22 protein-coding genes are annotated in these 24332 nt (G+C 64.1%); 12 read left to right on the top strand and 10 right to left on the bottom strand.

Annotated features, from left to right (window positions below; genetic code table 11):
* Nucleotides 1-5: 5 nt before the first annotated feature.
* The 7 genes from KNN17_RS07855 (at nt 6) to KNN17_RS07825 (ending at nt 9545) form a co-directional block, all read left to right on the top strand.
* Nucleotides 6-1529 carry an aldehyde dehydrogenase family protein gene (locus KNN17_RS07855; protein ID WP_241708217.1) on the top strand — a complete coding sequence of 508 codons (1524 nt, stop codon included), beginning with the start codon at nt 6-8 and terminating at the stop codon, nt 1527-1529.
* A complete protein-coding gene (locus tag KNN17_RS07850; RefSeq protein WP_078106208.1) occupies nt 1526-2560 on the top strand; it encodes a quaternary amine ABC transporter ATP-binding protein in 1035 nt (344 codons plus the stop codon). The genes KNN17_RS07855 and KNN17_RS07850 overlap by 4 nt, the downstream gene beginning before the upstream one ends.
* Nucleotides 2560-4593 (top strand): ABC transporter permease, encoded by a 2034-nt coding sequence (locus KNN17_RS07845; protein WP_241708216.1) that lies wholly within the window; start codon nt 2560-2562, stop codon nt 4591-4593. Before KNN17_RS07850 ends, KNN17_RS07845 begins: the two co-directional genes overlap by 1 nt.
* A gap of 56 nt (nt 4594-4649) precedes the next feature.
* Entirely contained in the window at nt 4650-5624 is a 975-nt protein-coding gene (locus KNN17_RS07840; protein WP_078106210.1) for an ABC transporter substrate-binding protein, read from the top strand.
* 280 nt (nt 5625-5904) lie between these two features.
* Nucleotides 5905-7308, top strand: a complete 1404-nt coding sequence (locus KNN17_RS07835; protein WP_241708215.1) for an MFS transporter — start codon at nt 5905-5907, stop codon at nt 7306-7308.
* A gap of 32 nt (nt 7309-7340) precedes the next feature.
* Nucleotides 7341-8597, top strand: a complete 1257-nt coding sequence (locus KNN17_RS07830; RefSeq protein WP_241708214.1) for an aminopeptidase P family protein — start codon at nt 7341-7343, stop codon at nt 8595-8597.
* Between the two features lie 120 nt (nt 8598-8717).
* Nucleotides 8718-9545 carry an IclR family transcriptional regulator gene (locus KNN17_RS07825; protein ID WP_241708213.1) on the top strand — a complete coding sequence of 276 codons (828 nt, stop codon included), beginning with the start codon at nt 8718-8720 and terminating at the stop codon, nt 9543-9545.
* Between the two features lie 322 nt (nt 9546-9867).
* Here the strand turns inward: KNN17_RS07825 and KNN17_RS07820 are convergent, their stop codons facing one another.
* Entirely contained in the window at nt 9868-11001 is a 1134-nt protein-coding gene (locus KNN17_RS07820; protein WP_241708212.1) for an LOG family protein, read from the bottom strand.
* Between the two features lie 63 nt (nt 11002-11064).
* Between KNN17_RS07820 and KNN17_RS07815 the strand changes: the two genes are divergently transcribed.
* The 5 genes from KNN17_RS07815 to iolB all read left to right on the top strand — a co-directional run bounded on the left by KNN17_RS07815 (nt 11065) and on the right by iolB (nt 14723).
* The gene (locus tag KNN17_RS07815) at nt 11065-11844 is read left to right on the top strand and encodes a gamma-glutamyl-gamma-aminobutyrate hydrolase family protein (RefSeq protein WP_241708211.1); all 780 of its coding nucleotides are present in this window, start codon (nt 11065-11067) and stop codon (nt 11842-11844) included.
* A 128-nt stretch (nt 11845-11972) separates the two neighbouring features.
* A complete protein-coding gene (locus tag KNN17_RS07810; RefSeq protein WP_241708210.1) occupies nt 11973-12377 on the top strand; it encodes a cupredoxin domain-containing protein in 405 nt (134 codons plus the stop codon).
* Complete coding sequence (locus KNN17_RS07805; protein ID WP_241708209.1) at nt 12374-12823, top strand: hypothetical protein; 450 nt, start codon at nt 12374-12376, stop codon at nt 12821-12823. Before KNN17_RS07810 ends, KNN17_RS07805 begins: the two co-directional genes overlap by 4 nt.
* A gap of 248 nt (nt 12824-13071) precedes the next feature.
* The gene (locus KNN17_RS07800; protein WP_078106216.1) at nt 13072-13812 is read left to right on the top strand and encodes a GntR family transcriptional regulator; all 741 of its coding nucleotides are present in this window, start codon (nt 13072-13074) and stop codon (nt 13810-13812) included.
* Between the two features lie 17 nt (nt 13813-13829).
* Nucleotides 13830-14723: a 5-deoxy-glucuronate isomerase gene (iolB, locus tag KNN17_RS07795; protein WP_241708208.1), complete on the top strand. Its 894-nt coding sequence runs from the start codon at nt 13830-13832 to the stop codon at nt 14721-14723.
* Between the two features lie 99 nt (nt 14724-14822).
* Here the strand turns inward: iolB and KNN17_RS07790 are convergent, their stop codons facing one another.
* The 9 genes from KNN17_RS07790 to KNN17_RS07750 form a co-directional block, all read right to left on the bottom strand.
* Complete coding sequence (locus KNN17_RS07790) at nt 14823-15854, bottom strand: Gfo/Idh/MocA family oxidoreductase (RefSeq protein WP_241708207.1); 1032 nt, start codon at nt 15852-15854, stop codon at nt 14823-14825.
* Nucleotides 15851-16669 carry a TIM barrel protein gene (locus KNN17_RS07785; protein ID WP_241708206.1) on the bottom strand — a complete coding sequence of 273 codons (819 nt, stop codon included), beginning with the start codon at nt 16667-16669 and terminating at the stop codon, nt 15851-15853. The genes KNN17_RS07790 and KNN17_RS07785 overlap by 4 nt, the downstream gene beginning before the upstream one ends.
* Nucleotides 16669-17769 carry a Gfo/Idh/MocA family oxidoreductase gene (locus tag KNN17_RS07780; protein ID WP_241708205.1) on the bottom strand — a complete coding sequence of 367 codons (1101 nt, stop codon included), beginning with the start codon at nt 17767-17769 and terminating at the stop codon, nt 16669-16671. Before KNN17_RS07780 ends, KNN17_RS07785 begins: the two co-directional genes overlap by 1 nt.
* A 35-nt stretch (nt 17770-17804) precedes the next feature.
* Nucleotides 17805-18863 (bottom strand): Gfo/Idh/MocA family protein, encoded by a 1059-nt coding sequence (locus KNN17_RS07775; RefSeq protein WP_241708204.1) that lies wholly within the window; start codon nt 18861-18863, stop codon nt 17805-17807.
* Nucleotides 18863-19858, bottom strand: coding sequence for a Gfo/Idh/MocA family oxidoreductase (locus tag KNN17_RS07770; protein WP_241708203.1), 996 nt, complete (start codon nt 19856-19858; stop codon nt 18863-18865). The genes KNN17_RS07775 and KNN17_RS07770 overlap by 1 nt, the downstream gene beginning before the upstream one ends.
* Before the next feature lie 109 nt (nt 19859-19967).
* Nucleotides 19968-20912, bottom strand: a complete 945-nt coding sequence (locus KNN17_RS07765; RefSeq protein WP_241708202.1) for an ATP-binding cassette domain-containing protein — start codon at nt 20910-20912, stop codon at nt 19968-19970.
* Between the two features lie 14 nt (nt 20913-20926).
* Nucleotides 20927-21985 (bottom strand): ABC transporter permease, encoded by a 1059-nt coding sequence (locus tag KNN17_RS07760; RefSeq protein WP_241708201.1) that lies wholly within the window; start codon nt 21983-21985, stop codon nt 20927-20929.
* A gap of 65 nt (nt 21986-22050) precedes the next feature.
* Complete coding sequence (locus KNN17_RS07755; protein WP_241708200.1) at nt 22051-23046, bottom strand: substrate-binding domain-containing protein; 996 nt, start codon at nt 23044-23046, stop codon at nt 22051-22053.
* A 149-nt stretch (nt 23047-23195) separates the two neighbouring features.
* Nucleotides 23196-24206 (bottom strand): LacI family DNA-binding transcriptional regulator, encoded by a 1011-nt coding sequence (locus KNN17_RS07750; RefSeq protein WP_241708199.1) that lies wholly within the window; start codon nt 24204-24206, stop codon nt 23196-23198.
* Between the last annotated feature and the right edge of the window lie 126 nt (nt 24207-24332).

Below are 24332 nucleotides of genomic sequence, written 5' to 3'. Positions count from 1 at the left end.
GCGGCATGAACAGCCCACAACTTTCACAGATCCAAACAACAGTGCGCGGCAGCTATGTCGACGGCGCTTGGCAGCAGTCCAGCGGAAGCACCCGGAGCATCAGCTGCCCGGCGGACGGCACGCACGTTGCCGACGTCGCGGAGTGCACCGCGGCCGATGCCGAGGCCGCCGTGGCGAGCGCCCGGAAAGCGTTCGACGACGGCCTCTGGCCGGGCATGCCCGAGCTGGAACGCGGCGCGATCCTGCTCCGCGTAGCCGGCCTGCTGCAGCGGGACAAAGCCGGCTACGCCGCGGCCGAAGCCCTCGACACCGGCAAACGGCTGGTCGAAGCCGAATACGACATCGACGACGTCATAGCCTGCTTCCGCTACTACGGCAGCGTGGCAGGCACGGACGCGGGCCGTGTGGTCGATACCGGCCGGCCCGGCGCCATCAGCCGGGTCGTCCATGCACCCGTAGGAGTCTGCGGGCTCATCACGCCGTGGAACTACCCGCTCCTGCAGGCTTCGTGGAAGGTTGCACCTGCGCTCTTGGCCGGCAACACATTTGTCCTCAAGCCCAGTGAGCTGACACCCTCCACGTCCATCCTGCTCATGGACACCCTGCGGGAAGCAGGGGTGCCAGACGGTGTCGCGAACCTCGTGACCGGAACGGGAACTGAAGTGGGGGCGGTACTTAGCTCGGATCCCCGGGTCGATCTGGTCTCGTTCACGGGCGGGCTTGAAACCGGCAAGCGGATCATGGTGGCGGCAGCGCAGACGGTCAAGCGAGTGGCCCTCGAGCTCGGCGGCAAGAACCCGAACATCGTGTTCGCCGACGCCGACCGGGAAGCCGCCATCGACAACGCCTTGACGGCCGTCTTCCTGAATTCCGGCCAGGTCTGCTCGGCAGGGGCCAGGCTCATCGTCGAAGAGTCCATCCACGAGGAATTCGTAGCCGAAGTGGTGCGCCGTGCCCGCCGGATCCGGCTGGGCGGGCCCTTCGACCAGGAAGCCCAGACAGGCCCGCTGATCTCCACCGCCCACCGGGACAAGGTCCACGCCTATGTGCAGGCCGGGCTTGCGGAAGGCGCCCGGCTGCTGTGCGGCGGCTTCATTCCGGACAGCCCGGAGTTGGCCGGTGGCAGCTTCTACCCGCCCACCGTGCTGGACGGGTGCAGCACCTCGATGCGCGTGGTCCAAGAGGAATCCTTTGGCCCCGTCATGACGGTGGAAGCATTCACCACCGAGGAAGAGGCCGTCCGGCTGGCCAACGACACCGTCTACGGACTGGCCGGCGCCGTGTGGACGGCAGACGCATCGAAAGCCCAGCGGGTCTCCGAAGCGTTGCGCCACGGGACGGTCTGGATCAACGACTACCACCCGTACGTTCCGCAGGCCGAATGGGGCGGCTTCGGACAGTCCGGCAATGGCCGTGAATTGGGGCTCGCGGGCTTGGCCGAATACCGAGAAACGAAGCACATCTGGCAAAACATCAGCCCCGGGCCCAGCCATTGGTTCGAGCCGTCACAGGCAGGAGTACAGCAATGAGCAGTCCTGACATATCAGTGCGCAACCTCTGGAAGGTCTTCGGCCCCGGAGGTGAAAAGATCCCCAAGGATCCCGGGCTCTCGGCTTTGAGCTCGGCCGAATTGCTTGAACGCACAGGGTGCAATGCCGCAGTGCGCGACATGAACTTCGACGTCGCGAAGGGCGAAGTGTTCGTCGTCATGGGCCTGTCCGGATCAGGAAAGTCCACCCTGATCCGGTGCCTCACCCGGCTCATCGAACCGACGTCGGGGAGCGTCCTGGTGGACGGCAAGGACGTGATGCAAGCGGGAACCGGCGAGCTTCGGGAGCTGCGTCGGCGAAAAATGTCCATGGTCTTCCAGCATTTCGGCCTCCTGCCGCACCGCACCGTGCTGGACAACGTGTCCTACGGGCTGCAGATCCGTGGCGCCGCCAAGAACGAGCGCTATGCCAGGTCCCGCGAAATCATCGAGCTCGTAGGCCTCAAAGGTTACGAGCAGCATTTCCCCGATCAACTCTCCGGCGGAATGCAACAGCGCGTCGGACTTGGCCGCGCCTTGGCAGGCGATCCGGACACTATCCTCTTCGACGAACCGTTCTCCGCCTTGGACCCGCTCATCCGGCGCGATATGCAGGCGGAGGTCATCCGGCTGCACAAAGAAATGGGAAAGACGATGGTTTTCGTCACCCACGACCTTTCCGAAGCGCTCAAACTCGGGGACCGCATCCTGATCATGCGGAACGGGGAGACGGTCCAATGCGGCACAGGCGACGATCTCGTCGGATCGCCTGCGGACAAATACATCGCCGACTTCGTCTCCGAGGTGCCTCGCGCGGATGTCCTGACACTCAAGTGGATCACCGATCCCGTAGCACTAGGCACTCCCGGGGATGCTCCGGTCCTGAGCGCAGGCACGATCATCCGCGACGCCATTCCCACCGTCATGAACTCATCGTGCCCTGTCCTGGTGGAAGACTCCGGCAAGATCACCGGCCAGATCGACCGCGACAGCATCTTGTCGGTCATCCGCAGCACGGAAGTTGCGGCGTGATGTCCACACTCGTCCGCGATCGCGCCCCGGTTCAGACCGGCCTCGTTTCCGTCCGCGCACCGCGCAAGCGGTTAAGCCGCCGCACCCTGCTTCTGGGCGGGGCCGGCGTCGTCTGGCTCGTCGGATTCCTGTTCCTCCACGGCACGGCGACCCTCACGCTGCCGGCTTCGGAGCTCACCGACCTCCACCGCTCCCTCAACCAATTCAATGCCTGGGTGGCCTCAAACCGGGCCGACAATCCCGTCTTCCAGTACGTTTTCACACCCCTCCGGGCCGCCGTCGACGCCGTCGCAAACCTGTTCATCGGCGTTTTCGCCGCCAGCACCACCGGGCTTCGGCTGCCGGAAATCGGCTGGCTGGGAACCGTCGCGCTGCTCAGCTGGATCGCCTTGGCGGTGGGCAACGCCCGCGTGGCCCTGCTGACAGCAGCCGCCTTCGTCTTCTTCGGCCTTCAGGGGCTGTTTACGGAAGCGGCTTACACCTTCGCCCTCGTCCTCACAGCCGTGCTCTTCACCTTGGCTCTCGGCATCCCCCTCGGAGTCCTCGCAGGAGTCTACGGCCGGGTTGCCAAAGTAATCACCCCCGTCCTCGACTTCATGCAGACCCTTCCCACCTTCGTTTACCTGGCACCGCTGGCCCTCATCTTCCTGATCGGACCCGCCTCCGCCGTGATCGCCACCGTGATCTACGCAGCACCGCCCGTCATCCGACTGACGGCGCATGGCATCCGATGCATCCCGGAAAACACCCGCGAAGCCTCCGACTCCTTGGGAACCACCGGTTGGCAGCGGCTCGTCACCCTGCAGCTCCCGCTCGCTCGGCGCACCATCGTCATGGGGATCAACCAAAGCACCATGGCCGCGCTGTCCATGGTGACCATCGCGGCGCTGATCGCTGCCCCCGGGCTGGGACAGGTGGTTATCCGCGCCCTGCAGTCGCTCGACGTCGGCACGGCGGTCAATGCCGGACTGTCGATCGTCCTGCTGGCCATTGTGCTGGACCGCGTGACCACGGCCGCAAGCCGCCGGGCCGAACCCGGAGCAAACCGCAGACGCCGGATATCGCGGCGAATGAGGTACATTCTGCTGGCCGTCAGTTTTCTTGTGGTGCTCGTCACGGTCCAGTTGTCCCGGACGATGCTCTGGGCCGCTGCCTTCCCGAAGGATCTCAACATTGGACCGGCCTTTGTCAGCGGAGTGAGCTCCGCGAGCGAATGGCTCCAGACCAACCTCTACCTCTTTACGGTGTCCTTCCGTGAGGCAGTCACGAACGGGATCCTCAACCCGTTCCAGTCACTCCTGACAGAGACGCCTTTCTACCTCCTGGTTGCCGTGATCGTCGTGGCGGCGTTTGCCCTCGGCGGCTGGAAGTTGGCAGCGGTCACGGCAACGTGCTTGGCCGTGATCATTTACCTGGGCCTGTGGAGCGATGCCATGGTCACCCTGGCAGGAACCCTCGTTGCCACCGCAGTGGTCATGGTCCTGGGCGTCATCTTCGGCGTGGCCATGGGCAGGTCCGACAAAGTGGACCAGCTCATGCGGCCCATGCTCGACGCCGGACAGACCATGCCGGCTTTCGTCTACCTCGTTCCGTTCCTGGGCCTCTTCGGCGCCACACGGTTCACCGCCATCATTGCCGGCATCATCTACGCGGCGCCGGTGGCCATCAAGATCACGGCCGACGGCATCGCCGCAATTTCGCCCACCGTCATGGAAGCTGCCGTGTCCAGCGGCTCAACTCCCTGGCAGGTCATCACGAAGGTCCAGCTGCCCATGGCTCGGCAATCCCTGGCCCTCGCGGCCAACCAGGGCCTGATCTACGTCCTCGCCATGGTGGTAGTCGGAGCGCTGGTCGGAGCGGGCGGCCTTGGGTACGACGTCGTTGCCGGCTTTGTCCAGAGTTCGCTGTTCGGCAAGGGCCTCGCCGCAGGCCTGGCCATCGTTTTCCTCGGCATCCTGTTGGATCGCATGACCCAGGCTGCCGCAGCCAACCCCGTCCGAAAAGTCCCTTCGGCAAAATCACCCGCCCACTAACGGGCACAGTCTCACGCACTCCCCCAACACACTGCCCCACCCAAGGAGATCCAACCATGAGTAAAGCTGGACTGCTGTTGAAACGAACAATTCCCACGCTCGCCGGAACCGTCGCTGCCGCCCTGTTGCTAGCCGGCTGCGGCGGCGCAACAGTCAATCAGGCGGCCGCAGCCGGTGCTTCGGGCACCCCCTGCGGAACCGTCAACGTGGCCCTCAACGCATGGGTGGGCTACACGGCAAATGCGGCTGTTTACAGCTACATAGCCCAAAACAAACTCGGTTGCACTGTAGTCCAGAAGGACCTGTCGGAACAGATTTCCTGGCAGGGCTTCGGCTCGGGTGAAGTCGACGTCATCCTTGAGAACTGGGGTCACGAGGACCTCGCAAAGCAGTACATCACCGACCAGAAGGTTGCGGTGGATGCTGGTCCCACGGGCAACGAAGGGCATATCGGCTGGTACGTACCACCATGGATGGTCCAGAAATACCCGGACATCCTGGACAGCAAGAACCTGAACAAATACGCGTCCCTGTTTGCCACGTCCGAGTCGGGCGGCAAAGGCCAGGTACTGGATGGCGACCCGGCGTTCGTCACCAACGATGAAGCCCTCGTCAAGAATCTAGGCCTCGACTACAAAGTGGTCTTCTCCGGTTCGGAAGCAGCATTGATCCAGTCGTTCCGTACGGCGGAGAAGAACAAGACGCCGCTGCTGGGGTACTTCTACGAGCCTCAATGGTTCCTTTCCGAGGTCCCCCTCAAGAAGGTCAGCCTGCCCGCCTACACTCCGGGCTGCGATGCCGACGCCGAGAAGGTGGCCTGCGACTACCCCGACTACAAGTTGAACAAAGTGATGGCCAAGAAGTTTGCGGACAGCGGTTCTCCCGCCGCGAAACTGCTCAAGGCCTTCTCATGGACCAACGCGGACCAGAACTCCGTCGCAACGGACATCCAGGGCGGCATGAAGCCCGATGCCGCTGCCAAGAAATGGGTGGATGCCCACCCGGATGTGGTGGCTGCCTGGCTCAAATAGTCCTTTCACGCTTGCTTTGAAGCTCCCCGGATCCCTGGATCCGGGGAGCTTCTTTTTTGCATTCCGGACCGAGATTCCACCCAAAGAAAGCAACCATGTTGCAGTGAGTGCGCCACCCTCCCCAACCAGCTCGCACTTGTTGTCGTTTTGAGCGTCCATGACGACATCTATTGCGAGACAGTTGGATAGTTACCGGAAGCCCTTGACGGTGATGCACGACACATCTATTCTGGTGCAACAGCGTTGCGTTGAATGCAACCCCAAAGTTCTTGGTGGATTCATGAAAAACGAAACATCCTCCGTCGCAGCAATCCCGGGAAGCGCTCATGCCGGATCCAAAGGCGGATCCGGCCTTCCCGATGCGACAGCCGCCCCGGGCGGCACACCAAAGCCAGCCGACAGCCACACAGTCAGTAAAGACACCCGACGCCGAGTCATCACTGCCAGCTTCATCGGCAACTTCGTCGAGTGGTTCGACTACGCCGTCTACGGCTACCTTGCCGGGATTATCTCGACCGTCTTCTTCCCCGCATCGGACCGGCAGACAGCCCTGCTCGCCACGTTCGGCGTCTTCGCCGTCTCGTTCTTCGTCCGTCCACTGGGCGGATTCATCTGGGGCCACATCGGTGACCGCCTCGGACGCAAACAGGCACTCTCCCTGTCGATCGTGCTCATGTCCGTGGCAACGTTCTGCATCGCACTGATCCCCGGCTACAACACCATCGGCGTCATGGCGCCGGTCCTCCTGCTGCTCGTCCGCGTTGTTCAAGGCTTCTCGGCAGCAGGCGAATACGCGGGTGCCTCAGCCTTCCTGGTGGAATACGCACCGGCCAATCGACGCGGACTCTATGCCGCCGTCGTACCCGCCAGTACAGCGGCAGGCCTGCTGCTCGGATCCCTGCTGGCGGCGCTGCTCAGTTCGGTGCTGAGCGCCGACCAGCTCGGCGAGTGGGGCTGGCGCCTGCCCTTCCTCCTGGCAGCCCCGATGGGCCTGATTGGCCGCTACATCCGCACCAAACTCGAGGACACCCCGGCATTCCGCGAAATGGCCGCGAAGGACACCGCGGTCAAGGCTCCGGCCTTCGCCATGTTCAAGACGTACCGCAAGCAGCTGATCATTGCGACGGGCGCCGTGCTGCTCAACGCCGTCGGGTTCTACGTGATCCTCAGCTATATGCCCACGTACCTTTCCGAGGAGCTTCACTTCGGCGCAGCCGAATCGTTCCTGGCCACGACGATTGCCCTCCTCAGCTATATCGGATTCATTTTCCTGACCGGGATCGCATCGGACAGGTTCGGCCGCAAGCGCATGCTCATCACCGCTTCCGTGCTGTTCGTGGTGCTAACCGTTCCGGCGTTCATGCTCCTCGATACCGGCAATTTCCTGGTCATCGTCCTGGTGCAGATCCTGCTGGGCGCGATGCTTACACTCAACGACGGCACGCTGCCCAGCTTCCTCGCCGAGCTCTTCCCCACGAGGGTCCGCTACAGCGGCTTCGCCGTCAGCTTCAATCTCTCCAACGCCCTGTTCGGCGGCACCGCCCCGTTCATGGCAACACTCCTCATCGGCCTGACCCACAACCAACTGGCCCCCGGCTGGTACCTCGTGGCAGCCTCCGTCATTTCCCTCATCGCGGTCCTCTTCGCTGTGGAAACCTCCAAGAAGCCCCTGCAGCAGGACTGAAAACAACCCACCCATTGAAAGGAACACCACCCATGACCATCACCGAGAATGAAGCCGTCAGCGACGTCACCAAGCTTGAGCGCCTCAAGGTCCTCAACAACGGAGAGAAGGTCTGCCTGACCTTCTCTGACGCAGAGTTTGAGCGACGCCTTGCGGGCCTTCGCCGGATCATGGCAGAGAAGGAACTGGACGCCGTTGTCCTGACCAGCTACCACTCCATCAAGTACTACTCCGATTTCCTGTTCACCTACTTCGGCCGCTCCTACGCCATGGTGGTCACGGCCGACGACACCGTCACGGTCACCGCCAACATCGACGCCGGCATGCCGTGGCGCCGCAGCTACGGGGACAACCTGGTCTACACGGACTGGCGCCGGGACAACTACATCTTCGGCATCCAGGAAGTGCTGCGCACCCGCGGGATCAACGTCCGGCGCCTGGGTGTCGAGGACGACTCCCTTCCCCTGGACAACCGCAACAAGATCCAGGCCGCCTTCCCCGGAGCGACCCTTGTGGACGTCGCCCAGGCCGCGATGCGCCAGCGCATGATCAAGTCCGCCGAGGAAATCGAGGTCATCAAGCACGGCGCCCGGATCGGCGACCTCGGCGGCGAAGCGATCCGCAATGCCATCACTGCCGGCATCACCGAGTACGAGGTGGCGTTGATCGGCACCGAGGCCATGGTGCACGAGATCGCCCGCACGTTCCCGGACTCAGAAATCCGCGATACCTGGGTGTGGTTCCAGTCCGGCATCAACACGGACGGCGCCCACAACTGGGCAACCACCCGCAAGATCCAGGAACACGACATCCTGTCGCTGAACTGCTTCCCCATGACCTCGGGCTACTACACGGCCCTGGAAAGGACTCTGTTTTACGGCGAACCCGATGCACGCTCCCTGGAGCTGTGGAACATCAACGTGGACGTGCACAAGCGCGGACTGGAACTCATCAAGCCCGGGGCGGTCTGCAAGGACATCGCCGCGGAGCTCAACGAGATCTATGTTTCGCATGGACTGCTCGCCAACCGCACCTTTGGCTACGGACACTCCTTCGGCGTCCTCTCGCACTACTACGGCCGCGAAGCCGGACTGGAACTGCGCGAAGACATCGACACCGTTCTGGAACCGGGAATGGTGGTCTCCATGGAACCGATGATCACCGTCCTCGATGGCCAGCCGGGTGCCGGCGGGTACCGGGAGCACGACATCCTGGTGGTCGGCGAAGACGGTGCCGAGAACATCACCAAGTTCCCCTTCGGCCCGGAATACAACATCATCGGCGCCTGACCCCCACCCCCATGGACATGCCCAGCCTTGCGCCCGAGCAGTGGACATATGACTCATATGCTCATTGCTCTTGGCCAAGGCTGGGCATGTCCCCATTAAAAGAGCCATATAGTGACCATCATGACCTCAGCAGAACGGCGCGCAGAACCGCGTGCAACCACGAGTGAAACCCCGGCCAACGGCGATTCCAGAGGCGCTTCGGTACTTGAGAACGCCATTGCCGTGCTGCGCAGCTTCACCGCCGAGGAACCCCTCCTGGGTGTCACCGAGATCGCCGGCAGGATCGGCTTGCACAAGAGCACGGTGTCCCGGATCCTCGCGACCTTCGAACAGGAACACTTGGTGGAGCGCGACCCCGAGTCCCGCCGCTTCCGGTTGGGCCTGGGGATGATCGCCCTTGCCGGGCCGCTCCTCGCCGAGCTGGAAGAGCGCCGGGTGGCCTATCCCGTGTTGCGCGAGCTGAGCGAACGGACAGGCGAGACGAGCGCCCTCATGGTGTGGAACGGGAGCGAATCCATGTGCGTGGAGCAAATCGCCAGCCGTCACCAGGTCAAGCACCTCGCACCGTTGGGTGCCCGTTACAACGAGGCGCTCAGCTCATCGGTGCAGGTCTTTCTTGCCGCCGAAGACGCCGACCGCGTCCGCAAGCTCCTCCGCAGCGGCTCCATCAGATTGCCCGGTCTCGACGAGGAGTCCCTCGAGGCCTACCTGATCCGGCTCAAGGAGTCTGTGACCCGGGGATGGGCCTTCAATTTCGGCGAAACGTCGATCGAAGAAGTCGGTGTTGCTTCGCCTGTCTTTGACCACCGCGGAGACATCGTGGCCTCCGTCCTCATACCTGCGCCGAAGTTCCGGGTCTCGCAGGACACCCTCGCCAGCCTCGGCGAGGCATGCCAAGACGCAGCACGCAAAGTCACCATTCGACTGGGCGGGCGGCCCCCACACTAACCGGCATCCCCACACTAGCCCGGCATCCCCGCATCGCACCGGACATGCCCCGCTCTGAAGTCACGCAATGGACATGTCCACCAACCGGCCAAGGGACATGCCCAGCCCTAGGGCTCAGCAGCGGGCATAATGCTTTCGCCGATAGGGACATGTCCAGCCCTGAAGTCCAAAGACGGGCATATTCGCAATATGCCCAATGTTCCAGGCCAGGGCTGGACATGTCCCTAAGTGCGGGGTCGGGACGCCAAGCCAGGGCTGGACATGTCCCTAAGTGCCGGGGCGGGACGGCGAGCCAAGGCTGGGCATGTCCCGTGTGAGGCGCCTAGCCCGCGACGACGGCGAGTGCTTCCTCGACGCTGTCCACCAGGAAGATCCGGCCCTCCATCACTTTCCCGGCGGCAAGGCTCTGCAACATGGGCCACGCTGGATACTTGCGCTCCCAATGGTCGCGACCTACGAGCACCATGGGCGTGACGGTTTCCGGGGCGCCGTAGAAGTTCTCGCACGCATCCTGGAAGATTTCCTGCACGGTGCCGGCGGAGCCCGGAAGGAAGACGATCCCGCCGTTGCATAGCTCCAGCAGGATCGCCTCCCGCACGGAGTTGGCGAAGTACTTGGCGATGTGTGTGGCGAAGAGGTTGGGCGGCTCGTGCCCGTAAAACCAGGTGGGGATGCCCAGCGACGTCGTTCCGCTCGGATGTTGCCCGACGACGGCGGCCGCCGCCCGCGCCCACGCCGTCACCGAGGGGCGGAAACCCGGCACCGCCGCGAGCGATTGCAGCGCGACGGTGAAGTCGGCGTCGGGCAGGCCGCTCAAGTAGGCGCCCAAATTGGCGGCTTCCATGGCACCCGGTCCTCCCCCCGTGGCTACCGTGAAGCCCGACAGAGCCAGGAGCCGACCCAGCCGCGCGGCGTCGTAAAAGTCCGTGGTTCCGCGTTGTGCGGCGTGCCCGCCCATGACTCCCACGACCTTGGTCCCCGCGAAATCCCCGTTGCCCAGGAGCTCGTCCAGCGCATCCCCGATCGCGTGGTCGTGCAGCGCGGCGGCGAGGGTGGCATCCAGGCTGGTCCGCTGCCCCGGCATGATGCTCCAGTGATAGACCTGCGCGTCCAGGGTTGCTTCGTACTCCGTGGAGTCAATGTCCTCGTACAGTTCGGCGGCGCTATAGAGGCTGCCCCGGTACGGGTTGAAGGGCACTCCGCGGAGTTTCGGAAAGATGAGGGCGCCGCGGCTGCGCAGGGAGTCCTCCACGCCGTCGTCGAAGGTACAGCCCAGGAAGATGGCGCCTTGCGGATCCAGCCTCTCGAGGTCCGCTCGTCGGCCCCGCAGGTCCAGCGACTGGGCGTGCCATCCGTGCATCGTTGCGGCACCCGAGCTCAGCAGTTTGTCGAAATGGGCCACGCTCTCAATGTCGAGCGTGCGGGGACTGGGAGTCAGGGCGCGGGACGGATTCATGGCATCAGCGTAAGCCCGCGGTTCCCGTTGCGCAGGAGTCGACCGGCCAGTGCATCATGGAGGATGCAGACTTCCGAACAGCAAAGAAGCTTAAGGCCCCGGATCGGCATTCCTGTCCGCCTCAGCAGTTCCGAAAGCGCGGATGCCCGCGTGGTCGAGGCGAATGAACTCTTCGACTTCATCGTCGAACTAATGCGCGACGCCGGTGCGGAGCCTGTGCTGCTGGACGCTTCCTTCACCGACGAAGCAGGTCCGCTGGCCGCCGAACTCCGATCCCTCAACGGGGTCCTGCTGCCCGGCGGTGGGGACCTGGATCCGCGACTCTACGGGGAAGAAGCGACCGACGCCTGCTATGACGTGAACCCCGACCAGGATCGCCTGGACTTGGCGGTCGCCCGTGGATCGCTCGACGCCGGTTTGCCCACCCTTGGCATCTGCCGCGGCCATCAGCTCCTCAACGTTGTCTATGGCGGGACGCTGATCCAGGACATGTACCCGTCTGCGGTGGAACACAACGGCGTGACCACGGCGGACGGTGGGCTCAGCGCCTGGGCGTGGCACGACGTCGAACTTTCACCGGATTCCAAGGTGGCCGGGCTCTATGGCTCGCGCGACTCGGTGCGGATCGCTTCGGGACATCACCAGGCCGTGGCACGGGTAGGCGATGGCCTGGTGGTGACGGCGGTCGCAGAGGACGGGACAGTGGAGGCCCTCGAGGATCCGCAGCGCTGGGTGGCATCCGTGCAATGGCATCCCGAGGCCTCGCAGCTGCCTGAGGAGGAACGGCTCGCCCCGTTCAAGGCTTTCGTGGAGGTCTGCAGGACGCTGCGTCCGGTGGGGTGACCGAGCGGGCCGCCTCCGCCGGCGGCAAGCAAAGTACTAGTTCCCGTGAACCTGACCGCTCCGGAATTCGTCTCATCAATGTGGCAAGCACATTCGCGCCACCGGACACGAGGAGCGGGGAACCAATCATGAGGAACAACCCCAAGGCCATGATGGTCATCGTTGGAGCGGCCGCCCTGATCGCCGTGGGCGGTTGCGGGGCATCCGGAACTGGTTACCAGGGCGCATCGTCAAGCCCGCCTTCTGCCGCCTCCTCGACTGCTCCGCCTTCCGGGACCTCCCCATCGCTCACCATTACCATCAAGGACTTCGGCTACCAAGGACCCGTGTCGGTCAGCCCGGGGGCCAAAATCACCGTGAAGGACGAGGACGCCCAGGCCCACACGGTCACCTCGGACGATGGAAAGTCGTTCGACGCTGCCATCGATGGCGGGGGCGGGACAGCGCAGTTCACGGCGCCCACCACACCGGGCAGCTACCCTTACCACTGCGCCTATCACTCGAACATGCACGGAACGCTGGTCGTAAAGTGAGCACCCGTGAAGCGGCCCGCCGCAAGCCGATGAACCGCAGGCCGAGGGACATCCTGCTGCGACTGCTTATAGCGGCAGCCCTGGGCATCGACGCTGTAGTGCACCTCGATCTGGCCTCCGGCTACCAATTGGGTGCGCCTGGTGGAATCGGGGAAGGCAACCTGTTTCGGATCGAGGCCGCTGTTGCAATCCTCGTCGGCCTGTATGTCCTGATCCGCGGCAACCGGCCGGCCTACGCGGCCGCGGTGGTAGTTGCTGGAAGCGCCTTCATAGCCGTCCTCCTCTACCGATATGTCGACATACCGGCCATCGGTCCGCTCCCGTCCATGTACGAGCCCGTATGGTTTTTCGAGAAGACCCTCAGCGCGGCCGCCGAGGGACTGGGCGCGGTGCTTGCCGCCGTCGGCTACGTCCGTCAACGCAGCAGCGCCCGACTCCGCCGCTGAAAGCGCCCGACGCCGGATGGCACCGGACGCAGAAAGACCCACCCGCGGCTGAGGCAATTGATGCCTCGTCCTGATGTCTGGACATGTCCCTACAAAACCTGTGACAAGGCACGATAAACGCACCTCAGGCACCCTTGACCCGCGCAATGCTCCTGCTATCATCAGTAAAGCAGTATGTCCTATCAAGCGAACATGAGCGGACATGCTTGCAACTTCCGGGACAGTCCCGGAATGCGAGGGAGCATGCAATGGCGAATCAACTTGGCCTCACTATCGACCGTTCTTCCCCTGTGCCTTTGTACCATCAGGTGGTCCAGGGCATCGAGGCCGCCATCCACAGCGGAGTGTTGGAGCCCGGAAGCCGTTTGGACAACGAGATTGACCTCGCCGCCCAGCTGAACCTGTCCCGGCCCACGATGCGCAAGGCGATGGACGAGCTTGTCCGTTCGGGCCTGTTGGTCCGCAAGCGCGGCGTCGGCACGCAGGTGGTGTCGAGCCAGGTCCGCCGGCCCCTGGAACTCTCCAGCCTGTACGACGACCTGACCAACAACGGCAAGAAGCCCACAACGCAGGTCCTCAGCTTCTCGCACATGGAAGCCGACGCAGCCACGCTGACCGCACTCCAGCTTCCGGCCGGTTCCAAGGTCTACCACTTCACCCGCCTGCGCAAAGTGGGCGGTAAGCCGCTGGCGCTCATGGAGAACTGGGTCCGCGACGACATAACCTCCATGGACGAATCCATGCTCCAGGCAGAAGGCCTCTACGCCATCCTCCGCCGCGGCGGGGTCAACTTCCGCCTCGCCTCGCAGCGGATCGGCGCCATGATCGCCAACGACTACCAGGCGCCGCTCTTGGAGGCGGAGGTCGGCTCGGCTTTGGTCACCATGGAGCGCACAGCCGTCGACGACACCGGACGCATGGTCGAGACCGGCCACCACGTCTATCGGGCCGATTCCTACAGCTTTGAAATGACACTCGTACAGCGCTAACGCAAGGACATAACTTCATGGCCAACTGGGTCTATCCACTGGGAACCGCCAACGACGGCGATTGGGACATCTCTCTCGGAACCTCCGATTCCGCGTTGGCCGTGGACGGTTGGGCCCACACCGGGCTTAAGGTCGCCACGCTCGTCGCGGGCGCCGCCGTCGAGCTTCCCGCCGCAGCAGAAGAACGGATCGTTGTGCCGCTCAACGGCGCCTTCACAGTGACGGTCGACGACGTCGACTACCCCCTTGCGGGGCGGGCGTCGGTTTTCCACGGCCCCAGCGATGTCCTGTATTCCGGCACGAACGCCGCTGTCACCATCAGCTCGCCCGACGGCGGCCGCGTCGCCGTCGCGACCGCCCCGGCCAACGCGTCATACCCCACTAGGCTGGTGACCGCCGCGGAGACCCCCGTTGAGCTGCGCGGAGCAGGCAACTGTTCGCGCCAGGTCCATAACTTCGGTACTCCCGCCGCCCTCGAGGCCGACCGTTTCATCGTCTGCGAAGTGCTCACGCCCGCGGGCAACTGGTCTTCCTATCCCCCGCATAAGCATGACGAGGAAAAGGACGGCGAAACGCAGCTTGAGGAGATCTACTACTTCGAGACCCGCGTGGCCGACCCCTCCGGTGCTCCTGCTGACGCCGACGCGATCGGCTACCAGCGCGTCTACGCCTCCGATGAGCGCCCGATCGACGTTGCCGCGGAGGTTCGGACCGGCGACGTCGTTCTTGTTCCCTATGGCTGGCACGGCCCCGCCATGGCCGCTCCCGGCTACGACTTGTACTACCTGAACGTCATGGCCGGCCCGGGGCCCGTGCGCGAATGGCTCATCAGCGACGACCCCCACCACGGGTGGGTACGGCAGAGCTGGGACGGACAGGACATCGACCCCCGCTTGCCGTTCGGCGCCTAAGGAGTTCCCACACCCAACTGACTAGCAGTTGTTGTCGTTCTGGGCCTCCAAAACGACAACAACTGCGAGTCAGTTGGGGCCTGGAACCGCCTAACTGGCCTAGGCCGTCACGAGTGCCACTCTGACCGGGACCCCGCTCGCGAGCGACTCCTGCGCCGCATCCGCCACCCGGGAAGCCGCGACGGCGTCCTCCGGAGTGCACGGGTTCTCCCGTTGGCCCAGGACCAGTTCAACGAAGGCTGCCATTTCAGAACGATAGGCCTGGTCGAAGCGTTCGGCGAAGGTCTTGTGAGGTTCTCCGGACGGGAACGCTACGCCGGTCTCGGCTGATTCCATGGCTGTCTGCTCGTCCAGGCCAACCATGAGGGAATGCTTCGAGCCTTGGATTTCGAGTCGGACGTCGTGTCCAGCCCCGTTGTAACGCGTTGCCGACACGGTGCCAACGGTCCCGTCGTCGAACGTGATCAGAGCCAAGGCGGTGTCCACATCGCCCACTTCGCCGATGGCGGGATCGCCATTGTTGGAACCCTTGGCATAGACCTCCACGATTTCGCGGCCGGTCAACCAGCGCAGGATGTCGAAGTCGTGGACCGAGCAATCACGGAACAGCCCGCCGGACGTCGCCAGGAACTCCACGGGCGGCGGAGCCATATCGCAGGTCACGGCGCGCAGCGAGTGGATCCACCCGAGTTCTCCGGCTTGGTAGGCGCGCTTGGCCTCGAGGTATCCGGCATCGAAGCGACGTTGGTGGCCGATCTGCACCACACCATCGTTGGCACGGATATGCTCCAGGACAGGCAGCGACTCGGCCACATTCATGGCCACGGGCTTCTCGCAGAACACCGGAATACCGGCGTCCACTCCCGCGCGGATCAGTTCCGGGTGGGTGCCCGTTCCGGTCGCGATGACCAGCCCATCCGCTCCGGACGCGATCAAGGCCTCTACGGAGGGCAGGAATTGCGCGCCGAGCCCCGCCGCGATCCGACGGGCATGTTCTTCGGCCACATCCGTGAGCCGCAACTGCACCTTGATGCCCTGCGCATTCAGTTCCCCGTTGAGGGCTGCAATGTTGTTGGCGTGCATCACGCCGATCCGCCCTACTCCAACCAGCCCGAGAACGACGTCCTTCATAGTGCTACCTCCGTTGAAAAAGCTGAGCTGTCCAGGGACTCTTCGGCCTCAACCGTGAACGCCCGGCGGAACGCCTCAAGCGCCGCCATGTCGTCGCCTCTGGCCCATGCCTCCATGCCGACGGTGCCTTCGTAGCCCGCAGCCGCGAGCGCACGGGCAACAGCCGGATAGTTGATCTCGCCGGTCCCGGGCTCGCAACGGCCCGGGACGTCCGCCACCTGGATCTCGCCGATATGCGGCAGGGCGGTGCGGACCAGCTCAATGAGGTTCCCCTCCCCCAATTGTGCGTGGTACAGGTCCAGCATCATCTTCACATGGGGGTGTCCGGCCGCCTCCACGAGCGTGAGGGTGTCCTTGGCCCGCGCCAGCGGAATTCCGGGGTGGTCCAGCACGGTGTTGAGGTTTTCGAGGCAGAACGTCAGTCCGTGCTTTTCCCCGAGCGCGCCAAGGCGCTCCAAGGTCCGGACACCCGTGATCCACATGCTGCCGTTGGACCGGTAGACGGGACGGGCTGCTTTGCCGTCGATGAGCTGGGCCGAGTGCACCACCATGCGGCTGACGCCGAGTTCCAAGGCGGTCGGAATCAGCGTTTTGGCGGTCCTCACCACATCGTCGGCGGTTTCGGCGTCAACCAGGCTCCCCGAGGTGTATCCGGTCATGGAGGAAAAGACCGCGCCGCTCGACCTGAGTGCTGCAATGTCCTTGTTCCTCGAGTCCCAGAGTTCGACGTCGAATCCCGCCTCGTGGATCCGGCGTACCCGTTCGGTGAACGGCAGCTCCGTAAAGACCATTTCGGCGCACACGGCGAGCCGCATCAGACACCGGCCTTGTTGCTCGAGACGGTAGGTACCTCCACGGGTCCGCCGCGCTGGACCGATTCGATGCACGCCAGCGCCATCGCCAAGGCGCGCCGCGCGTCAGCAGCTCCTGGGGTGAGGGTGAAGGCGCCCGACGGCGGCTGCGTGCCATCGCGGCGCGCGCGGACTGCCGCCGTGAAGTCCACGAGTTCGTCAGTGTAGGCATCGCGGAACAGTTCCACGTTGAGCCTCGGGGTTTCGGCCGAAAGGCCCTCTGCCGTGTATCTCAGGGCAGCCGTTTCAGTGGGCCGTCCTGCCTGGACCATGCCCTTGGAGCCGAAGACTTCGCCCCGGACGTCGTAGCCGTAAAGAGCGCTGAAGTTGGCTTCCGCCACTGCCAAGGCTCCATTGCTGTAGCGGACAGTGACCACGGCGGTGTCCAGGAATCCCTGGTCACGCAAGCCCGGTTCCACCAAAGCATCCGCGACGGCGTAGACCTCCACCGGCTCGGCGCCTTCGTTGAACCAGTTCAGCGTGTCGAAATCGTGGATGAGGGTTTCCAGGAAGATCGTCCAGGCCGGAATCCTGGCTGCGTGTCCGATGCTCCCGGTGCCTGGATCCCTCGTCAACGAGCGCAAGAGCTGCGGCTCCCCCACAATCCCTTCGGCCAGGTCCTTCTTGGCGGCCTGGAAGTCAGTGGCGTAGCGGCGGTTGAAGCCGATCTGGAAATGTACCCCTGCCGTTTCGACGGCGAGGAGCGCGGCGTCGAGCTCTTCGAGGCTCTGCCCCGCGGGCTTTTCGCAGAACACGTGTTTGCCCGCGGCCGCGGCCTGGGCGATCAGGGAAGCATGGAAGCGCGCCGGGCTGGCAATGATCACAGCATCGATCTCCGGATCGGCCATGATGTCGGCTGCGTCTGCGGTGACTTTCGCCGTACCAAGCTGGGCAGCCACGGACGCGGCGGAGTCCACGTTGGGATCGGCGACGGCGGCAAGGACCGCGCCGGGAACCCTGCGGGCTATGCTTTCGCCGTGGAACGCTCCCATCCAGCCGGAGCCTATGAGGCCAAGCCGCACAGGCGTGGGAAGTTCGGCTGAATGCTGTTCGATGTAGGCCATGGGCCGGTCCTTTCGATAGTCAGTACAACAATTGCTCAGGCGGGCGCGTTGCCTTCGCCCGGGAATTCAATGCCTATTTGGCGGCGGATTTCATCGGCGACGTCCATCGTCCGGATGGAGGAGGCCAGGGGCCGTTGTCGGGTTTCCGTGTCACCGGCGGCGATGGCGCGGGCCACCGCGGCGGCTTCGTAGTGCAAGCCTTCCAAATGGCCGCCCGCCGCTTCGTTGTAGCGAAGCCGTGTGCCGTCCGGAAACCGGACCTCGAAACCGCCGGGCATGTTGAAAGGGCCATCGATCGTCAACGTGGCCTCGGAGCCAACGATCGTGGCCATTGTGGGGGTGAAATTATGCAGGTGCGTATTCATCACGGCCTGGCTTCCGCCCGGGAATTGCAGGATGGCGGAGAGCTGGGCGTTGACACCGGATTCGTGGGGCTGTCCGAAAGCGCTCAATCGTTCGGGCGCCCCCAGGACCTCGATGATGAGGGCCAGCGGGTAGGTGCCCAGGTCCAGCAGGGGCCCACCAGCCAGTGCGGGATCGAAGATGCGGTGGCTGCGTTCGAAGTGCTCGCCGTATTCTGCAAGGACCGTTGTCACGGTGCCCAGCGTCCCGCCGTCGAGCACTTGCCGGATCACGTCGAACTTCGGAAGGAAGAAGCTCCACATGGCCTCGGCGGCGAAGACGCCGGCTGCCCTTGCCCGCGCGGCGATATCGCGCGCCTGCACAGCGTTCAGGCCGATCGGCTTCTCGATGAGGACGTGTTTGCCCGCGTCGATGGCGAGTGCTGCAGCCGCGTGGTGGAAGTTGTGTGGAGTGCACACGTAAACGATGTCTATGTCCGGAGCCGTAGCCAGCTCTTCGTAGCTTCCATAAGCGGCGGGTAGGCCGAAAGCGTCCGCGAACGTCTTGGACCGCTCCAAGGAACGGGAGCCGACGGCGGCAATCACTTGCGTTGAATAGGCCTGCACCGACTCGGTGAAGCGTTCGGCAATCCACCCCGGGCCCATGATCCCCCAACGCAGCGCTGGCGCGTCACGGGAATCCGGCACACGGGCCACCGGAAGACCGGACTCCGGAAGGCCGGATGAAACCATCAGTAGGCCACCTTCGTGTAGGCCCCGTCGCTGTGGAGCGAACGGATCATGGCTTGTGCGAGCTGCGACGCGCGCAGCCCGTCCTCACCCGTGGCGAGGGGCGCAGGCTCCCCCTTTTCTAGGGCTGAAATCCAGGCCTGGAGTTGCAGGCGGTAAGCGTCGGCGAAGCGTGGACGCCAATCGGCGGGGATTTCGGTACTGCGCCTCCCCTCGTGCCGGACATCGAGGGCGGCTGGTTCGGGCAGTGCCGTGGTGCCGAACTCAGACACGACCTCGCACCGGGTGGTGTAGCCATACTGCGCGTTGAGGAAAAGTTCGAGCGTGGCCAGGGTGCCGTCGGCCGCGCGCAGGAGCATGAAGGCGGGATCCCGCAGGTCACCGGTGCTGCGCCGGGAACTCCGCCCCGACTGCCAGGACACCTCGGTGATGGGCGAATCCAGCAGCCAAGGGATGATGTCGAGCTCGTGGATGGCCGAGTTGGTGATGGCGGACTCCGAGCTCGCGCCGGGTCCCGCGGAGGCGGTCCGGCTGGTGCAGTGGACCTGCAAAGGCTCGCCGTGCGTGCGTGCCCGGGTCGCTTCGCGCAGCGCCACATAACCGGGATCGAAGCGCCTCATGAAGCCCATCGACAGCAGCCGGGCACCCGTTGCGGCCAGGAGGTCGGCTTCTGCCTCCACGACTTCATGGCTTTCCAGGAGCGTGGGGGCCAACGGCTTTTCGCACAGTACTGGGGTCATTGCCTCAAAGCACTCCAGCACGAGTCCCGCATGGGTTGAGTCATGGGAAGCGACGACGACGGCGTCAACGTCGCTGGAGTAGATCAGTTCGGAAGGATCCGTGGTGATGCGCGCGGATGGCGGCGCTGCGGCTGCCGCACGTCCGGCGTCGAGGTCTGCCACGAAGGTGACTTCGGCACCGCTGATGGTGGTGGAGAGGTTCCTGATGTGGTCTGCGCCCATAACGCCGGCGCCGATAACGCCTACCCGGATTGGCATGTTGTCTTCCCGTCTACTTACGTTGTTCCCGTTCCCGCTGTGGCATGGCGAGCGGGGGCCCATCCGCTCCATCTGGCGGACCCCCGTCTCCATCCGTGCTGCCTCCGCGCTAGGCGTGCCGCGGGCTGCCTTCCCTTGAGGAGTCGGCAACGTCGGTGACTTCTGTTACCCCGGCGACTTCGGCTTGGACTTCCTTGAGGGCTTGGGTGTGTCCGCCGAGTTGTTCGAGTTCGTGGGCGAGTTCTGCCAGTTCCGCGCCGCCGGCCATCTGGGCGGTGAGTTCGTCCAGGGTGATGTCTTTTTTGTCGTAGTAGCCGATGGACTTGCCGCGTTTGAGCAGCAGGAACCGGTCCCCGACGGGGAAGGCGTGGTGCGGGTTGTGCGTGATGAAAATGACGCCCAGGCCCCGGTCGCGGGCCTGCAGGATGTAGCGGAGCACGACGCCGGACTGCTTCACGCCCAGCGCCGCGGTGGGTTCGTCCAGGATCAGCACCTTCGCCCCGAAATACACGGCGCGGGCGATCGCGACGCATTGGCGTTCACCGCCGGAGAGCTGGCCGATGGGCTGTTCCACATCGCGCAGGTCGATGCCCATCTCGGCCAGTTCCTTCAGGGTGATGTCCTTCATTTTCTGCACGTCCATGGACTTGAACGGCCCGAACCCGGTGGTCAGTTCCGAGCCGAGGAAGAAGTTCCGCCAGATCGGCATCAACGGCACCACGGCCAGGTCCTGGTACACGGTCGCGATCCCGGCGTCCAGGGCGTCCCGGGGCGAGTTGAACTTCCGCTCTTCCCCCATGATCTTCAACACCCCGGCGTCGTGCTGGTGCAGGCCGGCGATGATCTTGATCAGCGTGGACTTGCCGGCACCGTTGTCCCCCAGCACGCAGGTGACGCGGCCGTTGTCCACGGCCATCGTCACCTCGCGCAGGGCGATGATGTTCCCGTAGTGCTTGCCCACCGCGTCCAGGGAGAGCAGGTGCACGGGGGTGTGGGTCAGCGGGTCCTTCTCCTCGCGCAGCAGGGTCTGCTGGTCGATCTGTTTGGCATTCATGTTCTTGCGCCCTTCTACTTCAGCTCTGCGCGGCGTTTGACGATGAGGTTCACGATGGTGGCCAGCAGCAGCATCAGGCCCAGGAAGAACTTGAACCAGTCCGGGTTCCACTGCGCGTACACGATGCCCTTGTTCGCCATCCCGAAGATGAACGCACCGATCGCACCGCCCACCGCGGACCCGTACCCGCCGGTGAGCAGGCAGCCGCCGATGACCGCGGCGATGATGTACAGGAACTCGTTGCCCACACCCTCACCGGACTGCACCGCGTCGAACGCGAAGAGGTTGTGCATGCCCAGGATCCAGCCGCAGAACCCGACCGCCATGAACAACCCGATCTTCGTCTTCGTCACCGGCACACCCACGGCGCGGGCCGCGTTCGCGTCCCCGCCCACAGCGAAGATCCAGTTGCCCACCTTCGTGCGCAGCAGCACCCAGGACGCGACCGCGACCAGGAAGATCCAGAAGAACACCGTGATCTTCACCTCGACCCCGCCGATGCTGATCGAGGACGCGAACACCGCATGGGCCGAATCGAAACCATCCAGCTTCGAAATCGACGGCGAGGACACCGACCCCCCGATCAGGCGCGTCAACGCCAGGTTCAGGCCCGTGAGCATCAGGAACGTCGCCAGCGTCACGATGAACGACGGCAGCTTCGTCTTGACCAGGATCCACCCATTGATGAAACCGATGCCGAGCGAGACGACGAGGGCCAGCAGGACACCCACCCATGCGTTCAGGGAAAAGTTCCAGCTGAAAAGCGACGCGGTCAGGGCCGAGGAGATCACGGCGACACCGGTGGAAAGGTCGAATTCGCCGCCGATCATCAACAACGACACCCCCACCGCCATGATCCCGATCGTCGAGGAACCATAAAGGATCGTCGCCAAAGCATTCGGCTGGGTAAACGTCCCGGACACCGAAGCAAAGAAAATGAAGAGGACAACCGCCCCCACGAGGGCACCGACCTCAGGCCTGCCCAAAAACTTCTGGATCGGGCTACGCCTTCCGATCCGCTCATCGCCGGGGGCCGAGGCCGGTGCCGGCGGCAGGGTTGCTGTGTTTGCCATAGGAAGAAACTCCTTGTTGGTCAGGCCGCGCGGCGGTCGCCCGCCGCGCGGCCGGAATCCTGGATCTAGCGGACGCCCTGCTGGGCGAATTTGAGGACGTCGGAAGCGTTCGACTTGTCAACGATGGTGGGACCGGTAAGAACGGGCTGGCCCCCACCGAGCTTGAAGCCTCCGCGCTTGGCCTGCCACAGGGAGTCAACGGACATGTAGCCCTGGAGCCACGGCTGCTGGTCCACGGTGAAGAGCACCGAGCCATCCACGATCTTCTGGGCGAGGTCGGCGTTCAGGTCGAAGCTGGCCACCTTTGCGGAGCTGTTGGCGTCTGTGACCGACTTGAGGAGCGTGAGGGTGATCGGGGCGCCTAGGCCTACAATCACGTCCGCGTCCTTGGCTGCCTGGAGTTTCGCGGTCGCTGTGGACTGGACAGATGTCATGTCCTGGCCGTTGACGTACAGGACCTCGGTTCCCGGGACCTTCGCCTTCACGCCGGCACACCGTGCCTCAAGGCCGACGTGGCCCTGCTGTTGAATCACGCAGATCGGGTGCTTGAAGCCCTGCGACGCGAGCTTGGTTCCCACGGCCTCGCCGGCCAGCTTTTCGTTCGAGCCGAAGTGCGTAAATGCCCCGAGCTGGGCCGAGACGTCCTCGCCCGCATTGAGGCTTACTACCGGAATACCGGCGTCTTCGGCCTTCTTGAGGACGTCCTTGAGTGCATCAGGAGTGGCGAGGGTGACGGCGATGCCGTCGACCTTCTGGTCGATGGCCTGCTGTACCAGCTGGGCCTGGCGGCCGGCTTCGGGGTCGCTGGTGTAGAGGAGGTCAACGTTGTCCTTCGCGGACGCTTCCTCGGCGCCCTTGCGCACGATATCCCAGAACGTGTCGCCTGCTGCGGCGTGGGTGATGAGGGCTACTTTCATCCGGGGAGTGCTGACGGCTTGTCCGCCTCCCGCGGCGTTGGCGGTGTCGGCCGGCTTTCCGCCTTGGCTGGAACAAGCACTGAGAGCCATCATCGGAACGACGGCCGCCACAAGTGCCGCCTTCCGCCAGGAAAACTTCTTCACGATTTATCTCCTTTGATAGGGGTTGCGGCCCTGCCACTCTGCAGGAGCTCAAAGCCCTCTACACAGATCATGGTGACTGGCCTCACATATGTCAACACTTTGTCCTGACATTAGGATGTTTTTACGTGAAGGACTGGATTGATGACGAATCAGAGTGCGGCCCGGGCCGTCGTCGAGCGGACAACCAGGACGGGATCAATCAAGGTGCGCTCGGGCGCGATAGCGGGGTTTTCAATCCTGGCCAACAGCCTGCGCGCAGCGCCAATGCCGACGAGGTCGCTTCGGTTGTCGACGGAAGTGATGTCCAGGTACCTCGATTTGGCCAGGGGGGAATTGTCATAGCCGATCACCGAAATATCTCCGGGCACGCGAAGGCCCCGGGCCTTGAGGACGGCAAAGGCGCCCACGGCCATGGTGTCGTTGGCCGCGAAGATCGCGGTGGTGTCAGGATGGTGGTCCAGGAGCCAGGAGGCTGCCGCATAGCCATCTTCCTCCGAAGTGCCCCGGGATTCGGCGATCAGGAGTTCGACGCCGGCCGCCTGGATCTGCCGCCGGAACCCGGCGCGCCGATGGGCTGACGCGCCGTCGGACCCTGAGAGATGACCGATGCGTTGGTGGCCCAGCTCCAGCAAATGACTCGCGGCCAGGCCGCCCCCGCCGTCGTCGTCGTTGGTGATGAGGTCGGCACCGCTCGGCACCCCCAAGCGCCACCCGGCCACCACCGTGGGTACCCACGTCCGGGCCAGCATGGGCTCGCTCGGTTCCGCCGCGATCACCAGCGCGTCAACGTGCATGGCGAGGAGGCCGTCCGCGGCTTCTTTGATGCGGTTCTCGCCCGGCCGGGAGTCGGCCAGCAGGACGTGGTAACCAAGCTCCGAAAGAACCGACTCCAGGCCCCTCAGCAGATCCACGAACCAGAGGTTCCGGTAGTCGTCGATCACCAGGCCGATGCTCTTGGTGCGGTTGCTCGCCAGGGTGGTCGCGGCCCGGCTGGGCCGGTAGCCCAACTCAGATATCGCTGCCTGGACAGCTTCCCGGCGCTTGTCGCTGACCCTCGCCGGCCCTTGCAGGACCAAGGACACCAACGACGGCGAGACGCCGGCTAGCTTGGCAACGTCGTAGATGGTCGGGCGGCGGGTTTTTGGACTGCTGGAACTCATGGCTCGGAAACCTTTCTCCTTTGGTGTCAAGGGTATTAGCAAGACATTGACAGGACATACTCACATGATTAGGCTGTGAGTTCAGTGCTAAATTGTAGCGCTCCAAAATGCCAAAAGGGGTGTTCG

Source organism: Arthrobacter bambusae, from assembly GCF_022606295.1.
Taxonomy (GTDB): Bacteria; Actinomycetota; Actinomycetes; order Actinomycetales; family Micrococcaceae; genus Arthrobacter; species Arthrobacter bambusae_A.
The sequence above is the reverse complement of the archived record's forward strand: the minus strand, read 5'-3'. Positions and strand labels throughout refer to the sequence as shown.

Excerpts from the sequence above, each read along its gene's own strand:
- KNN17_RS07800 (WP_078106216.1), top strand. The coding sequence starts at position 13,072 with ATGGCGAATCAACTTGGCCTCACTATCGACCGTTCTTCCCCTGTGCCT.
- KNN17_RS07785 (WP_241708206.1), bottom strand. The coding sequence starts at position 16,669 with ATGCGGCTCGCCGTGTGCGCCGAAATGGTCTTTACGGAGCTGCCGTTC.
- KNN17_RS07815 (WP_241708211.1), top strand. The coding sequence starts at position 11,065 with ATGCAGACTTCCGAACAGCAAAGAAGCTTAAGGCCCCGGATCGGCATT.
- KNN17_RS07770 (WP_241708203.1), bottom strand. The coding sequence starts at position 19,858 with ATGCCAATCCGGGTAGGCGTTATCGGCGCCGGCGTTATGGGCGCAGAC.
- iolB (WP_241708208.1), top strand. The coding sequence starts at position 13,830 with ATGGCCAACTGGGTCTATCCACTGGGAACCGCCAACGACGGCGATTGG.
- KNN17_RS07835 (WP_241708215.1), top strand. The coding sequence starts at position 5,905 with ATGAAAAACGAAACATCCTCCGTCGCAGCAATCCCGGGAAGCGCTCAT.
- KNN17_RS07830 (WP_241708214.1), top strand. The coding sequence starts at position 7,341 with ATGACCATCACCGAGAATGAAGCCGTCAGCGACGTCACCAAGCTTGAG.
- KNN17_RS07760 (WP_241708201.1), bottom strand. The coding sequence starts at position 21,985 with ATGGCAAACACAGCAACCCTGCCGCCGGCACCGGCCTCGGCCCCCGGC.
- KNN17_RS07810 (WP_241708210.1), top strand. The coding sequence starts at position 11,973 with ATGAGGAACAACCCCAAGGCCATGATGGTCATCGTTGGAGCGGCCGCC.
- KNN17_RS07780 (WP_241708205.1), bottom strand. The coding sequence starts at position 17,769 with ATGGCCTACATCGAACAGCATTCAGCCGAACTTCCCACGCCTGTGCGG.
- KNN17_RS07765 (WP_241708202.1), bottom strand. The coding sequence starts at position 20,912 with ATGAATGCCAAACAGATCGACCAGCAGACCCTGCTGCGCGAGGAGAAG.
- KNN17_RS07845 (WP_241708216.1), top strand. The coding sequence starts at position 2,560 with ATGTCCACACTCGTCCGCGATCGCGCCCCGGTTCAGACCGGCCTCGTT.
- KNN17_RS07840 (WP_078106210.1), top strand. The coding sequence starts at position 4,650 with ATGAGTAAAGCTGGACTGCTGTTGAAACGAACAATTCCCACGCTCGCC.
- KNN17_RS07750 (WP_241708199.1), bottom strand. The coding sequence starts at position 24,206 with ATGAGTTCCAGCAGTCCAAAAACCCGCCGCCCGACCATCTACGACGTT.
- KNN17_RS07855 (WP_241708217.1), top strand. The coding sequence starts at position 6 with ATGAACAGCCCACAACTTTCACAGATCCAAACAACAGTGCGCGGCAGC.
- KNN17_RS07850 (WP_078106208.1), top strand. The coding sequence starts at position 1,526 with ATGAGCAGTCCTGACATATCAGTGCGCAACCTCTGGAAGGTCTTCGGC.
- KNN17_RS07790 (WP_241708207.1), bottom strand. The coding sequence starts at position 15,854 with ATGAAGGACGTCGTTCTCGGGCTGGTTGGAGTAGGGCGGATCGGCGTG.
- KNN17_RS07825 (WP_241708213.1), top strand. The coding sequence starts at position 8,718 with ATGACCTCAGCAGAACGGCGCGCAGAACCGCGTGCAACCACGAGTGAA.
- KNN17_RS07820 (WP_241708212.1), bottom strand. The coding sequence starts at position 11,001 with ATGAATCCGTCCCGCGCCCTGACTCCCAGTCCCCGCACGCTCGACATT.
- KNN17_RS07775 (WP_241708204.1), bottom strand. The coding sequence starts at position 18,863 with ATGGTTTCATCCGGCCTTCCGGAGTCCGGTCTTCCGGTGGCCCGTGTG.